At 73.7% G+C, this 13,733-nt stretch carries 13 protein-coding genes; 9 read left to right on the top strand and 4 right to left on the bottom strand.

Translation table 11 applies throughout. The features are described 5' to 3' along the window. Positions 1-190 precede the first annotated feature (190 nt). From AC3IX6_RS17570 to AC3IX6_RS17555, 4 genes are all read left to right on the top strand, one after another. Positions 191-775: an NADPH-dependent FMN reductase gene (locus AC3IX6_RS17570; RefSeq protein WP_489371060.1), complete on the top strand. Its 585-nt coding sequence runs from the start codon at positions 191-193 to the stop codon at positions 773-775. Positions 776-930: 155 nt separating this feature from the next. After that, positions 931-1,929, top strand: a complete 999-nt coding sequence (locus tag AC3IX6_RS17565; RefSeq protein ID WP_489371059.1) for an NADPH:quinone reductase — start codon at positions 931-933, stop codon at positions 1,927-1,929. A gap of 124 nt (positions 1,930-2,053) precedes the next feature. After that, entirely contained in the window at positions 2,054-3,556 is a 1,503-nt protein-coding gene (locus AC3IX6_RS17560) for an MFS transporter (protein ID WP_489371058.1), read from the top strand. 140 nt (positions 3,557-3,696) lie between these two features. Continuing rightward, the gene (locus AC3IX6_RS17555; RefSeq protein WP_489371057.1) at positions 3,697-4,929 is read left to right on the top strand and encodes a DUF418 domain-containing protein; all 1,233 of its coding nucleotides are present in this window, start codon (positions 3,697-3,699) and stop codon (positions 4,927-4,929) included. Here AC3IX6_RS17555 and AC3IX6_RS17550 read toward each other — a convergent pair. The 3 genes from AC3IX6_RS17550 to AC3IX6_RS17540 are packed head-to-tail and all read right to left on the bottom strand — an operon-like array spanning position 4,907 to position 7,138. Continuing rightward, the gene (locus AC3IX6_RS17550) at positions 4,907-5,467 is read right to left on the bottom strand and encodes a GNAT family N-acetyltransferase (protein ID WP_489371056.1); all 561 of its coding nucleotides are present in this window, start codon (positions 5,465-5,467) and stop codon (positions 4,907-4,909) included. The two genes, AC3IX6_RS17555 and AC3IX6_RS17550, sit on opposite strands and share 23 nt — an antisense overlap. Continuing rightward, a complete protein-coding gene (locus tag AC3IX6_RS17545; RefSeq protein ID WP_489371055.1) occupies positions 5,464-6,702 on the bottom strand; it encodes a DUF1266 domain-containing protein in 1,239 nt (412 codons plus the stop codon). Before AC3IX6_RS17545 ends, AC3IX6_RS17550 begins: the two co-directional genes overlap by 4 nt. 31 nt (positions 6,703-6,733) lie before the next feature. Further along, entirely contained in the window at positions 6,734-7,138 is a 405-nt protein-coding gene (locus AC3IX6_RS17540; RefSeq protein ID WP_489371054.1) for an ATP-binding protein, read from the bottom strand. A gap of 210 nt (positions 7,139-7,348) precedes the next feature. Here AC3IX6_RS17540 and AC3IX6_RS17535 point away from each other — a divergent pair, with 210 nt between their 5' ends. From AC3IX6_RS17535 to AC3IX6_RS17520, 4 genes are all read left to right on the top strand, one after another. Next, entirely contained in the window at positions 7,349-8,230 is an 882-nt protein-coding gene (locus AC3IX6_RS17535) for a helix-turn-helix domain-containing protein (protein WP_489371053.1), read from the top strand. A gap of 4 nt (positions 8,231-8,234) precedes the next feature. Next, positions 8,235-8,417 (top strand): DUF397 domain-containing protein, encoded by a 183-nt coding sequence (locus AC3IX6_RS17530; protein ID WP_489371052.1) that lies wholly within the window; start codon positions 8,235-8,237, stop codon positions 8,415-8,417. After that, on the top strand, positions 8,414-8,899 hold the full coding sequence (locus tag AC3IX6_RS17525) for a GNAT family N-acetyltransferase (protein WP_489371051.1): 486 nt from the start codon (positions 8,414-8,416) through the stop codon (positions 8,897-8,899). The genes AC3IX6_RS17530 and AC3IX6_RS17525 overlap by 4 nt, the downstream gene beginning before the upstream one ends. 210 nt (positions 8,900-9,109) lie before the next feature. After that, positions 9,110-9,925 (top strand): hypothetical protein, encoded by an 816-nt coding sequence (locus AC3IX6_RS17520; RefSeq protein ID WP_489371050.1) that lies wholly within the window; start codon positions 9,110-9,112, stop codon positions 9,923-9,925. Positions 9,926-10,027: 102 nt separating this feature from the next. Here AC3IX6_RS17520 and AC3IX6_RS17515 read toward each other — a convergent pair whose 3' ends face one another. Further along, positions 10,028-11,542 (bottom strand): outer membrane protein assembly factor BamB family protein, encoded by a 1,515-nt coding sequence (locus tag AC3IX6_RS17515; RefSeq protein WP_489371049.1) that lies wholly within the window; start codon positions 11,540-11,542, stop codon positions 10,028-10,030. A 172-nt stretch (positions 11,543-11,714) separates the two neighbouring features. Between AC3IX6_RS17515 and AC3IX6_RS17510 the strand changes: the two genes are divergently transcribed. Then, on the top strand, positions 11,715-13,724 hold the full coding sequence (locus tag AC3IX6_RS17510) for a C1 family peptidase (RefSeq protein ID WP_489371048.1): 2,010 nt from the start codon (positions 11,715-11,717) through the stop codon (positions 13,722-13,724). Positions 13,725-13,733 lie beyond the last annotated feature (9 nt).

The following is a 13,733-nucleotide window of genomic DNA, read 5'->3' as shown; positions in this document are numbered from 1 at the left end:
GTTATCTCGCAAGGCCGTCCCGCACCCACCTCGGACAGCGAACGGCGGACAGCTGACAGATCCGCCCGCGCACGGTTGAAGGCGCCCCGCACGTGCGGCCAGACTCCCGCTCATCCCCCCGGATCCTCTTCGCACGGGCCTGCCGGGCACGGCGTTCACCGCACATGTCACCTTCACGGAAGAGAAGTTCATGCCCGATCTCAAGATTCTGGCCATCTCCGGCAGCCTGCGTGCCGCCTCGCTCAACAGCGCCCTGGTGCGCGCCGCGCAGAAGTTCGCCCCCAGTGGCCTGTCCATCGAGATCTACGAGGGCCTGCGCGACATCCCCCCGTACGACACGGACCTCGACAACGACACCCCGCCGGCCGCGGCGACCGACCTGCGCCACCGCATCACCGAGGCGGACGGCCTGTTCATCGCCACCCCGGAGTACAACTACGGTATCCCCGGCGTCCTGAAGAACGCGCTGGACTGGGCGAGCCGCCCGACGGCCTCCTCGCCGACCTCTTCGCTGGCCGCCAAGCCGATCGCGATCGCGGGCGCCGCGCCGACCAACTTCGGTACCGTCCGCGCCCAGCTCGCGCTGCGCCAGTCGTTCCTGTGGACGGACTCCAAGGTCGTCGGCAAGCCGGAGCTCCAGATCTTCCGGGCCCACGAGCGCTTCGACGAGTCCGGCAACCTGACCGACGAGACCACCATCGACCTGCTCCGCCAGCTGCTCGACGCGCTCGCCGTGAAGATCCACGAGACCCGCGCGGCCGCCGCGGCCGTCTGATCCACCCCCCCCGTACTCGAAGGGCCGCACTCCACTCCCCCGTGCGGCCCTTCGGTCTTTCCGTGCGGACCCTCCCGGCGGGGGAGTCGCGGGGAGTTGACGAAGCCTCCTCCGGGCCCTGCGCGCGGGGCGGGGCGGGTTGGGAGGATCGGGTCATGCGTGCAGCCTTCATCGAAGAACTCGGTCCCGCCGAGAACATCCGCTACGGCGAGATCGCCCCTCCGGCCCCGGGCCCGACGGATGTTCTGGTCGACGTAGAAGCGGTATCCGTCAACCCGGTCGACACCTTCGTGCGGTCGGGCCTCTTCCGCACCCCGGTCGAGTTCCCCTTCGTCATCGGCCGCGACCTCGTCGGCACGGTCGTATCGGCCGGTCCCGGAGCCCCGGGCTTCGCCGTCGGCGACCGGGTCTGGTCCAACAGCCTCGGCCACGGGGGCCGCCAGGGCGCCGCCGCCGAACGGGCCGCGGTTCCGGCCGACCGCCTCTACCACCTGCCCGCCGGCGTGGACCCGACGGAAGCCGTCGCGCTGGTGCACCCCGCCGGCACCGCCTACCTCGCCCTGTTCACGCACGGCCGGCTCCGGGCCGGCGAGACCGTGCTGATCGCCGGGGCCGCCGGGAACGTGGGCAGCGCCCTCGTCGTCATGGCCGTCGAGGCGGGCGCCCGGGTCATCGCCACCGCCTCCGCGCGCGACGCCGACCACTGCCGGTCGCTCGGCGCGATCGCGGTCCTCGACTACCGGGACCCCGACCTGACCGACCGCATCCGCGAGGTCAGCCCGCACGGGGTCGACGTCCACGTGGACACCTCCGGCACGAACGACCTGACCGGCGCCGTCGCCGTGCTCGCCCACCGGGGCCGCATCGTGCTCCTCGCCGGCGCCCGCTCGCAGCCGGTCCTGCCCGCCGGGTCCCTCTACATGAAGGACGGCTCGATCGTCGGCTTCGTCATCTCCCACGCCACCACCGCGGAACTCGCCGAAGCCGCCGGGTCGATCAACCGCCTGCTGGCGAGCGGCCGGCTGCGCGTCCGCTCCGTCGAGCGGGCCTCCCTGGCGGACGGCGCCCGGACCCACCGGCGCATCGAGGACGGAGAACTGCACGGCAGCCGCGTGGTGCTCCTCCCGAAGGCGCCGGCCGGTCAAGTCCTCTAGTTCCACAGCCTGTTGGACTGCCCGCCACAGGTCCGGGCCGGGCGGAGCCGCGGCCGGTCCGGGACCTGACGGACTGCCGCCCGGCCCCACGGCGGGCGCACGAGCCGCTGCCAGACTTCGCGGCATGGACGACTTGCATCGGGGTCCGCCCGCCACGCCCGGCACGCCTGCCATGCCCGGCACCCGGGTGCCCTTCGCGACGCTCGCCGCGGTGCAGCTCCTGCTCAACGCCTCGGTCTCGGTCGCCTTCGCCTCCGGACCGGCCGTGCAGCGCGAACTCGCCCTGAGCCGTGGCGAACTCATCCTCGTCAGCGCCTTCTACGGCCTGGCCTTCAGCGGGCTGCTCCTGCTCGGCGGACGGCTCACCGACCGGATCGGCCGGCGCCGCCTGTTCACCCTGGGCACCGCCCTGTTCGGCGCCGCGTCCCTCGCCGCCGCGCTGGCCCCCGCCTCCTGGATCCTGCTCGCCGCCCGCTTCCTCCAGGGCTGCGGGGCCGCGCTCGCCGCGCCGCCCGCGATGGCCCTGCTGCGCGGCGTCTTCCCCGAGGGCAGGGCCCGGGCCACGGCGCTGGCCGTCTGGGGGCTGCTGTCCAGCCTGGGCGCCGCGATCGGCATCATCCTCAGCGGGGCGCTCGTGACCTGGCTGTCGTGGCGGTGGGCCTTCGGGGTGTTCGCGGCGGCGGCCGTGGCCGTGCTCGCGCTCACCCCGCGGGTGCTGCCGACCGGTCCCGCGCCCGTACGGGTACCCGTGGACCTGCTCGGCGCGGTACTCGGCACCCTCGGCCTCTCCGCGTTCGGCTACGGCCTCGTGATGGTCGGGCCGCAGGGCTGGGCCTCGGCGCAGGTCCTGGTGCCACTGGCCCTGGGCGCCGTACTCCTCGCCGGCTTCGTCCTCGCCCAGCAGCGCGTCCGGGCACCCCTGCTGCCGCTGTCCTTCCTCGCCTCGCGGTACCGCGTGACCGCGCTGCTCTGCGCGATGCTGGGCCCGGCCATCGGCGCGAGCACCGCCTTCCTGCTGGCCCTGTACTTCCAGCAGGTGCGCGGATACTCGGCGCTGCAGAACGCGCTGGCCTTCGTCCCCTACAGCGCGACGCTGCTCGGTGTCGCCTTCTTCGCCGGCCGGGTCGTCGCCCGCCACGGCGTCCGGACCGTGGCGGCGGCGGGCCTGGCCGGCACCGGATCCGGCCTCTTCCTCATCGGGAGCGCGGGGGTGCGCACGGGGTCGACGCCCACGGTGCTGCTCGGCCTGGTCGTCCTGTCGGCGGGCATCGGCACCCTCATGTCCGCCGCGGTCGTGGGCGCCGTCGCCGGAGTCCCGGAGGAGCGGTCCGCGCTCGCCGGAGCCGTGGTGAACACGGCCATCCTGGCCGGGCCGACCGTCAGCCTCGCCCTGATCACCTCGGCGGCCGACGCCCGCACGGCCTCGCTGCTGGCCGCGGGCGACCCGGCGGCCGTGGCGGGCGGCTACGCCTTCGGCTTCGAGGCGGCCGGCGCGGTCTTCCTGCCGGCGATCGCCCTGGCCCTGTACGGACTCCGGGCCACCCCGGGCCGGGCCGCTGCCGCCCCGGCCGTTGCTCCCGCCCCCGCCCCGGCCCCGGCCCCCGCCCCCGCACCGCCGCGCCCCTGATCCGCCGGGCTACCGTCTTCGCAGAAGAAGGGTGCTCCGCCCTCCCCCCCGGCCGGATGCCCGGACCGACCGCCCCGGCCGCCGTCCGGGGGCAAGGAGGGCAGGGGACCCGTACGCCCACGACCACCAGGGGGGAAGCCGTGCCCACAACGGCTGCGCACGTGGATACGGACCGGCCGGCGCGGATACCGGAGGTCGACGCCCTGCGCGGCTTCGCGCTCCTGGGCATCCTGCTGGTCAACGCGCTGATGATGGCCGGCCCGTACGGCCCCGACGGCACTGCGCTCGACCCGGACGCCTCCACCCTCGACCGGGCCGTCGAGGGAGCCGTACAGGCCCTCGTGGTCGGCAAGTTCTACCTGATGTTCTCGTTCCTCTTCGGCTACAGCTTCACCCTCCAGCAGGACTCCGCCGCACGCGACGGCGCGCGGCCCGTCCCCCGGATGCTCCGCCGCTCGCTCGGCCTGCTCGTCCTGGGCTTCCTGCACGCCGTACTGCTGTACACCGGCGACATCCTCATGACCTACGCACTGCTCGGTCTGGTCCTGATCGCCGCACGGAACCGCTCGCCCCGCGCGGCCCTGCGCGCGGCCCGGATCGTGTACGCCTGCACCAGCGGCCTCCTGCTGCTCCTGGTGCTGGCCTCCCTCTTCATGTCGGACGCCGAGACGGCCGCACTGAGCGAGCTCCCCCCGGAGGCGGCCGCCCTGGTCACCGACTACCGCGGCGACCCGGCGACCGTCGTGCGGGCCAACCTCGACCAGCTGCCCGACGCGCTCCTCGCCATACCGCTGATGGGCGGCCTCGTCCTGGCGGCCTTCCTGGCCGGCCAGTACTGCGGCAAGCGCCGCCTCCTCGCCGACACGGGACGGCACACGGCCCGGATGCGCCGCATCTGCGTGCTCGGCGTCGTGGTGGGCCTGCCCGGCAGCCTCTTCATGGCCGTGACCGCCGCCGGTGCGCTCGGTCCCCGGTGGATCCTCGCCGGCTCGGTCGTGGGCATGGTCACCGCCCCCGCGCTCACCGCCGCGTACGTCTGCGGGCTGCTCCTCTTCATGAGGACGGCCCGGGGCGCGCGCGCCGCGGTGCTCCTCGCCCCCGCCGGCCGGATGGCCCTGACGAACTACCTGAGCCAGTCCCTCGTCATGGCCCTCGTCTTCACCGCGTACGGCCTCGCCCTGTACGACCGCCTGGGCGCGGCCGTCGTCGTACTCGGCGCGCTCGTCCTGTACGGCTCCCAACTCGCCCTCAGCAGGCACCTGATGGCCCGGTACCGGTACGGCCCGGTGGAATGGCTGCTCCGCGCGGTCACCCTCGCCCGGATCCCGCGCGGCCGCGGCGGCGTGCCCGTCAGCGCAGATCGAGCAGCATGACGTCGTGGAGGTCCGCGTCCGCGCCGCCCCCGGGGCGCGCCTCGCCGATCTTGAGGTAGCCCCACGACCGGTACGCGGCCGCCGCCACCCGGCTCGCCGGGTGGACGTTCAGCAGCGCCCGCTCGGCTCCGGTGCCGTCGAGCAGCGTCCGGTGCAGGCGCCGCGCGACACCCCGTCCGCGCCACGGCCCGCGCACGGCGAGTTCGACGACCCCGAAGGTGCGCCGCCCGTCCTCGCGCCGCAGGGCGGCGGGTACGGGCTCGGTGAGCTCGTCCCACCACACCGCGTCGGGCGCGAGCGTCCAGCCGTACGCCATGCCGACCGGCTCGCCCCCGGGGGTACGGGCCAGGGCCGCGCGGAAGCCCGGCCGGCGCGTATGGCCGGGGAAGCCGCTGAAGACGGCGTCGACGTCCTCCCCGGTCTCGTCGTACGGAGGCTCCGCGAACGCCTCGGCGTAGACGAGCCTGAACGCGTCCGAGGCCCGCGCGGCGGCCGGTCCGTCCAGGGGCTCCGTCACCCAAGGTCCTCGCTGCGTCATGCGGTCCCTTCCGGTGACCGCCAGGGGATGTTGCGCCAGGGGCTCGCCCGGTCGGTGGTCAGGGTGAGGTGGGCGGCCAGGGCGCTCGCGTACCACTCGCCGAACTCCTCCTCGTCGAAGTGCAGGCACCGCGCCAGCACGTACCCGGCGGAGAACTCCTCCCACGAGCGGTACACCGCGCGGGCCGCGGCCCCGGCCGCCAGGACGCCGCGTTCGGCCTCGTCGAGCGTGCCGTAGCGGGCGCCGAGCCCCCAGCGGGCCATCTGGGAGGCCCGGCCGTGGTCCCAGCCCTCGACGGAGCGGACCCAGCCGTCCTCGGGGAGTAGTCCGTCGGCGCGGAAGCGCTGCTCGTAGCGGGCGATCCGGCCGATCAGCCGCTGCACGCCGGTCACTTCGCCCTCCACCTCGGCGCTGGGCCGGGGCGCGGCGACGGTGACCCCCTCGGGGGTGAGCTGCGGTTCGGCGGCCCGCTCGGCGCTGCGCCGCAGGGCGGTGGCCGCGGCGTGGCGCCAGTGCTCCAGGTCGACGGGTCCGGCGAAGTCGGAGGCGAGCAGGCGGCGCACGCGCAGCGCGAACTCCCAGACGGGGCTGACCATCCCGGCGCCCAGCAGTCCGCGCAGGACCTCGTGCCAGCTCGCGGAGTCGGTGATGCCCCAGCTCTGGAGCAGGCGTTCGCGCTCCCGGGTGTAGCCGTTGCCGTGATAGGCGAGGGCGTTCCAGAACTCCCCGTTGGTCACGCAGAGATGGGCTCCGACGGCGAGCCCGTGCGCGACGGGCCCGTGCAGCGGTCCGCCGACGTGCAGGGAGTGCACCGCTCCGCGGGGGAGCCCCCAGACCGGGGCGGCGGCGTCCCAGTGGGCGCGCCAGCGGGCGAGGTCGGCGGGGGTGGTGGTGAGGTAGGCCTCGGCGGGGGAGCCGGGGTTCACGGCGAGGTGCGGCGGGTCCGCTGGGCTCGCGGGGGCCAAGGCGTTCGCGAACCAGGCGAGTGACCGGGGCAGGTACACGGTGTGCGGGTCGGGGACGGGCAGCATCCCCCGGGTGTGGACGACGAGGCAGCGCCGGTCGGGGGTGGGGTGGAAACGGGCCTGTGTGGGCTCGGCGTCGACCTGGGCCCGGGACTGCGCGAGGAACAGCTCGCTCCGGGCGAGGACGTCGAGGTATCCCGCCCAGTCCCCGCGCGCCTTGGCCCCGTACAGCTCGCGCTCGATGGAACTCGGCGCCGTCCACCCATCCATGTGGATCACCCTAACGGGGGGCCGTGTGCCCTCACCCGTGGGTGGTGGCCAGCTCCGCCCACACGGTCTTGCCGACGATCCGGTCGGTGCACCCCCACTGGTTCGCGAGGGCTTTGACGATGTGCAGCCCCCGCCCGAACTGGTCGTGGTCGGCGACGGCCGCTCGCGGTTCGGGGCGGCGCTCTCCTTTCGGATCGGTGACCTCGATGCGGAGCACTGCTCCGGTGAGGCTGACCTCGACCCGGAAGTACCGGTCCCAGACGGAGCCGTGCAGCAGCGCGTTGGTGGTCAGCTCGCTGGTCAGCAGCGCCGCGTCCGCCGCCAGCTCGGGCCGCCCCCAGACCACGGCGAGCCACGCGGAGTGCCGGCGGGCGGCGGGTACGGAGTCCTGGCGGGGCGGGTAGTTCCGTACGTCGTGACGCGTGAGTCCGTTCATGGCCGTGCACCTCCGGTACGGGCGGTGGCATGCCGGTGCCGCCTTGTGGGCAGCCCGGTGCGCTTCCGCCAACTGACGTTGTGCGCTGAGTAGTTCCTTCGCCACCGAAGGTAGGGATGACACCTCTGGGGTGCAAGCCATTCGGGGATTATGTTCCCTGAATGGGTGACGGTGTCGACTTCCGCTGGAGGATGGCGCGAGACTGGCGCGGTGAACCGTGGAATGCGAGAACCCGAGGGCAACCGGGTGTCAACGGTGTTGGGCCGCAGGTTGGGCGGCGAACTGTCCAAGCTGCGCGCAGCGGCGGGCAGAACCCAGGCCCAGGCGGCCGGGGAGATCACCGCGACGCCGACGAAGGTCCAGAAGATGGAGAGCGGCTGGGTGCCCATGCGGGACCCGGACATCCGCGTGCTGTGCGAGTTCTACGGAGTGACGGACGCGGAGTTCGTGAGCGGACTGCTGGACTTGGCCCGGTTGGACCGTGAACGCCGGAAGGTCAAGGGCTGGTGGCACCACGTCCCCCAGGTGGGCGGTCTCGGCGAGTACGTGGCGATGGAAGAGGTGGCGACCTACATCCGCACGTGGCAGCTGGCGGTGGTGCCCGGGCTCCTACAGACCGCGGACTATGTGCGGGCTCTCGGCGTCACGTCCGACTGGACGAACCCCGACGAGATCGAGGTGCTGGTGCAGTCGAGGCTCAAGCGGCAAGGACGGCTCTGGGGTGAGAAGCCGGCGGGGTTCCACGCGGTGCTCTGGGAGGCTGCTCTGCGTCAGCAGATCGGTGGCCCCGACGTCATGCGAGCACAACTCGACCACCTCGTGGAGATGGCAAGACTGCCCCACGTCCACGTTCAGGTACTGCCCTTCCGCGCAGGGGCGCACCATGCTGCCGGTGGCGCGTTCAACGTCCTTTCGTTCGCGGAAGCCGGGGCGCTGGACGTGGGCTATGCCGAGGGCATCGCGTCTACTGTGTGGGCAGAGGGGGCGGAAGCCAGCGAGAAGTACACCCGGACGTTTGAGCGCCTGACGCGCATGAGCCTCGCTCCGCAGGCTTCCATCGACCTGATCGAAGCGATCAGCAAAGGTACATAGACACGTGAACAACTTCGAGTTCAAGAAGTCCAGTTACAGCGAGGGCCAGGCCGATTCGGAATGTGTCGAGGTGGCGACCAACGTGGTCGGAACCGTCGCCGTCCGGGACAGCAAGCAGGGCGACGGGCCCGTCATCCGGGTCACCGCCACCGCGTGGGCCGACTTCTCCGCGACGCAGGCGGGGTGATCATCCGGACCGGGCGGCTGACCCTGCTGCCGCTGGAGGTCGCGCACGCCGAGGAGATGGCCGGGGTGCTGGGTGACCCGGAGCTGCACGGGTTCATCGGCGGAGCCCCCCTCACCGCGACGGAGCTGCGCACGCGCTACGAACGCCTGGTCGCCGGTTCGCCGGACCCCGCCGTCACCTGGTGCAACTGGGTGGTCCGGCTCGACGCCGAGGACCGCCTGACCGGCACGGTCCAGGCGACCGTGTCCGGGGAGGCCGCCGAGATCGCCTGGGTCGTCGGCACGCCCTGGCAGGGCCGCGGCATCGCGACCGAGGCGACCCGGGCGATGGCCGAGTGGCTCGGGACGCAGGCGGGGGTGCACCGGCTCATCGCGCACGTCCACCCCGACCACACGGCATCCGCGGCCGTCGCCACGCGGGTGGGACTCACCGCCACGGACCGGGTCGAGGACGGCGAGATCCGCTGGGAGGGACCCGCCTGACGGGTCATCGCCCGAGGGTGACGGCGTAGACGCAGGTCAAGGGCGTACGTAGGCCGGTTGCGCGGCGTGTCCGCACGGGCGGTGCGGGGGCTCGGGTTGCGGGGGCTGACGGGGTGTCGGTGAGTGGGCTGGGGCACGTCCCATGCCCCGACCACTTCACGGCCCGCCCCGGCACGTCCCATGTCGGGGCTCCTCGACAGGAGAGATCCGTTGCGCCGCATCACGCGTTACACCGTCCCCGCCGCCCTCTGCTTGACCCTCCTGACCGCGTCCCCCGGTCTGGCGTCGGCGGCGGCGGAGTCGCCCGCGAAGCCGCAGGCCGCCGCGGTCTTCGCCGCCGCGCCGGCCGGGAAGGCCATCCCGGGCACCGAGGCACTGCTCGCCCAGGTGCAGTCGCTGGGCGGGGTCGGCGGGCTGCTGAAACCCATCACCGATCTGCTGGCGGCCGTCCTGAAGTCCCCCGACGGCAAGATCCCGGAGGCGGATCTGGCCGCGCTCAAGGAGAAGATCGCCGCCGCGATCGAGGACCTGAAGAAGAGCCTGCCCGCCGCCCCGGCCCTGCCGGTACCGGTCCCACCGGTGGACGCACCTGCCCTCCCGGTGGACCCGCCGAAGCTCCCGGTGGAGGCCCCGAAGCTGCCGGTGGAGGCCCCGAAGCTTCCCGTCGAGGCCCCGAAGCTGCCCGTGGGAGCCCCGGCGCTGCCCGTCGAGGCGCCGAAGCTCCCGGTGGCGGCGCCCGCGCTCCCCGTGGCACTCCCCGTCGCCGCCCACAAGGCGGCCAAGCCCGCCGCCGGTCCGCTCGACCTGGCCACGGGTGCGATCGACAAGCTCAAGGGCTCCGTCGACGGCCTCACCAAGGCCGCCGGCCCCTGCGGCTGCTCCACGGACGCCAAGGCCAAGGCCACGGACGTGGTGACCGACCTGGTCGCCGCCCTGGTCGCCCTGCTCACCGGCCTCGGCCTCCCGGGCCTCCCCCCGCTCCCGATCCCGGCCCCGCCCCTCCCGGTCCCGCTCCCCGTCCAGTAGCGAAACCCGGTTTCCGGCTCGGCGCTGCCCGCCCAGAAGCGGCAGCGCCCCGCCGGACGGTCGCGGTAGCGGCTCGGTCCCGGCCCTGACGGATCCGGGTACCTACGCGACCGAGCACGCGAGGATGCGGCCGTCGCCGGTGCCGATGACGAGCCGGCCGGTGGCCGTGACGGTCAGAGCGGTCGGTACGACGGAGACCGCGCCGACGGTGAGGTGCTGCCGCCAACGCACCGTGCCGTCGCCCAGGTCGAGCGCGACGACCTCTCCGTCGTCGTACCCGATGAAGACGGTGGCCGCGTCGGCGTCCAGTGCGGTGGTCTTCCGGTCGGTCCGGAACACCCAGCGCGGGCGCCCGTCGTTCGTCTCGCGCCGGACGACGAACGAGCCGCCGGGCTGGAGCCCGTGGCCGTGGTAGACGGTTCCGGCGTGGACCAGGGTGCCGTCCTCGGCCTCGATGCCCGGACCGCCGAAGTGCGTCTCGCCGGGCTCCCAGGAGTACCGGAACATCCGCCGGGCCGACCGAGCGAGGGGTACGTCGGGCCTGTCGGTCGGGGGCCCTTGCAGGTCCATGGCCGCGACCCAGCTCTCACCCCTGTAGGAGTTCGGCTGGCCCGGGGGCCGCAGGACGGACTGGAAGTAGATGCGGTGTCCGCCCCGGACGGGAAGCCGGCTGCGGTCACCATTGCATCCGTCCGGTGACAGGGCGGGCCGGCCGTCGCCGCAGCGCACCAGCGAGACGGGCGCCGACGGGACGATGCCGTCGAGTTGATTCCCGTCGGCGAGTGAGAGCCGGACGACCGATTGCGGAACGGAGTGGCGGGCACCGGGGCGGCGTATGAGTCCGACCCACGCGGACCCTTCATCCGTGGCGACGACGATCTCCCGCCCGCCCTCCTCGTCCGGAACCGTCCAGGCGCGCTCCCCCGAGGGCAGCCAGGATTCCAGCTGCACCCCGTCGAGCGTGACCAGTGTCCGGCCGTCCGAAAGGACCTCGACCGCGCGGACGTTGCGGCGCGGTTCCCAGTCCGTGCTCAGCTCCGAGAGCATTCGGCGGGCGACCGCGCTGCCGTCGCGACGCGGTGCCGGCACCCGCGGGCCGGTCAGATCGTCCTCGGTGAGGGACTTGGCGGGCACAGTGGCCCAGTCCGGCCTGCGCACGACCGCGACGTGTCCTTCGACGCGTGCGGTGTCGTCCTGCCAGTCGTCGGGCGGTGCCATCACCACCCGCAGTGCCTGTTCGTCGAGCCATTCCAACTCCAGGACCTGGCGGCCCAGCCGGTGTTCGATGAGCGATACGGCCGTGCCCGCATCCAGGTCCAGCAGGAGCAGCTCGCCTTCGAAGAGAAAGCCGCCGTCGTAGCGGCCGGTGCCGACCGCGAGCAGCGGAAGCGTGGGATGGAAAGCCATCGCGTACACCGGGTAGCGCGAGCGGACGAGGGCGTGGCAGGCCAGGTCACCCGTGCCGTAGACACCGACGGGCGCGTTGCCGCCGAACTCGTCCCTGCCCGCTACGGCCAGCAGCCCGCGGCGCTCGTCGGTGGCGGCCAGTGCGGGGTCGCCGATCTCGGCGAAGGAACGGTCGCCGAGGATCCGGTCGACGGAGAGCGGGATCGTCATGGCGTCGATCTTCGCAATACGAGACAGGGCACCCGCGACCCCGGTCGCCCGGCGACGGCGTCCCCGTGCGACCGGCGTGCCGCCGCGCGACCGTACGGACCCCCTTGACGTGCCCTCCGTGCAGGTGGACGCTCCCGGGGCTCGGATCCGTACGGTGCGTTGGGGGGCCGGAATGCCGGAGCAGTCGGAGGGGCGTGTCCAGACGGCGGGGGAGCTGCGGGCCCTGCTCGCGGCGCGCGGGGCGCGGTGGTCGGTGAGCGAGCACCTTGCCGATGGGGATCCCGTACCGCGGCCCGCCCTGGGCCTGGGTGCGAGCACGGCTGCGGCCCTGGACCTGACTCCCGCCGAGGCCGCGCCGCCGGTGGACCTGCGGAGCCTCGTGGGCCGGGTCAGCGGTAATCCGCACCTCACCCGGCGCAGGAGGGCGCACGGACTGCTCCCGGGCGAGGGCGCGGGCGAGGGCGAGAGCGCGGGCAGAGGCACGGACCCGGGCCCGGGCAGAGGCCCGGGCCCGGGCAGAGCCCCAGCCGGGTTCACGGCCGCGGGAAGCGCGGCCCCCGCTCGGCCGTCCGCCGTGGACTGGCGCAGCCGGTGGGGGCGGCCCTGGCTCACCAAGGTGAAGGACCAGGACCCGTGCGGCTCCTGCTGGGCGTTCGGTGCGGCCGGCCTGGTGGAGTCGATGGCCCGCATAGAGCACCACGTATGGGCCGAGCGGTCCGAGGGGGACGTGCACGACGGGCTGAAGGCCCGCTGCGGACAGACGGGCAGCCCCGAGGCCGCCCTGGACTGGATCCGGACCAACGGCGGACTCGCGGACCCTGGCTGCTGGCCGTACTCGCCGCCGCCGCCCGGTACCCCGGTCGACCGCCGGGAGGCCTGGCGGGCCGAGTACACCCCGAGCTGGGACCGTTCCGGGCGGACCGTCCGCATCACCGGGTACGTCCGGCTCGGCGACGTGGAGCAGCAGAAGGTCTGGCTGGACACGGTGGGCCCGCTGACCGCGTGCTTCGACGTGTACGAGGACTTCTTCGGCCTGGGCTCCGGCGTCTACCACCGCACCAGCGACCGGCTGGCGGGCGGTCACTGCGTCCTGATCACCGGCTACGACGACGCGGCCGGCTGCTGGCTGTTCAAGAACTCCTGGGGGACCGGCTACCACGTGGGCGGCTACGGCCGGATCGCGTACGGCGAGGCGCGGATCGACGACTGGGCGAAGTGCGGGCTCCAGGACACGAACATCGACCCGTGGAGCAAGCGCCGCCTGCACACCGGCAACGTCTACGAGAGCGGCAACGGCCGCGCGCACCGCAACTTCGAGATGGCCGCCCTCGGCGGAGCCGGCAAAAGCTCCCTGAGCCACTGGTGGCGCGAGGGCGACGCGCCCTTCGCCTGGAACCGCGCCCGGAGCTTCGCCTCCGACGCCTCGGGCCAGCCCGCCTTCACGGGGACCACGTACAACCGGAACATGGAGTCGCTGCACGTCACCACCGGCGGCCGGCTGCGCCACTGGTACTACGAGCACTTCGGCGGCGCCTGGCGCGACGGCGGGGCCTTCGGTCCCGGGGACGCGGCGGTCGGCTCGACCCCGGCCTTCATCCAGAGCGACTACGGGGCGCCCGGCAACTTCGAGGTGGTCGTCCGCACCGCCGACGGCCGCCTCAACCACTGGTGGCGGATCAACGGCGCCCCCTGGACCTGGAACGACGGCGGCCGCTTCGCCTCCGGCATCGCCCACTTCGGCCCGGCCCTGGTCCAGACCCGCTCCCGCCACCTCGACCTGGTCGCCACCCGCACCGACGGCCGGATGCAGCTGTGGTGGCGCGACGACCCGAACGGGTTCGTGTGGCGCCCCGGCGAGATCTTCGGCTCCGGCATCACCTCCGCACCCTGCCTGATCGAGGCGCAGTACGGGGCGGCCGACGAGGACACCGCCGGGAACTACGAGCTGTGCGTGACGGGCGGGGGCGGCCGCGTCGAGCACTGGTGGCGCGGCAACGCGGGCGGCGCCGCCTGGCAGCGTTCCGCCGTGTTCGGCCACGACGTGCTGACGGTCACCGGGATGCTCCAGGGCAGTTTCGGGTTCAACCTGGAGGTGATCGTCCTGCGCACCGACCGCCTGCTCCAGCACTACTGGCGCGACGGCGCGGGCTGGCACGAGGGGGCGGTGATCGGCCCGGCGTAGGCCGTCACC

The sequence above is a fragment of the Streptomyces sp. GL_141 genome (assembly GCF_057834385.1).
Note: the sequence above shows the minus strand (reverse complement) of the source record. Positions and strands in the feature narration are given on the sequence as shown.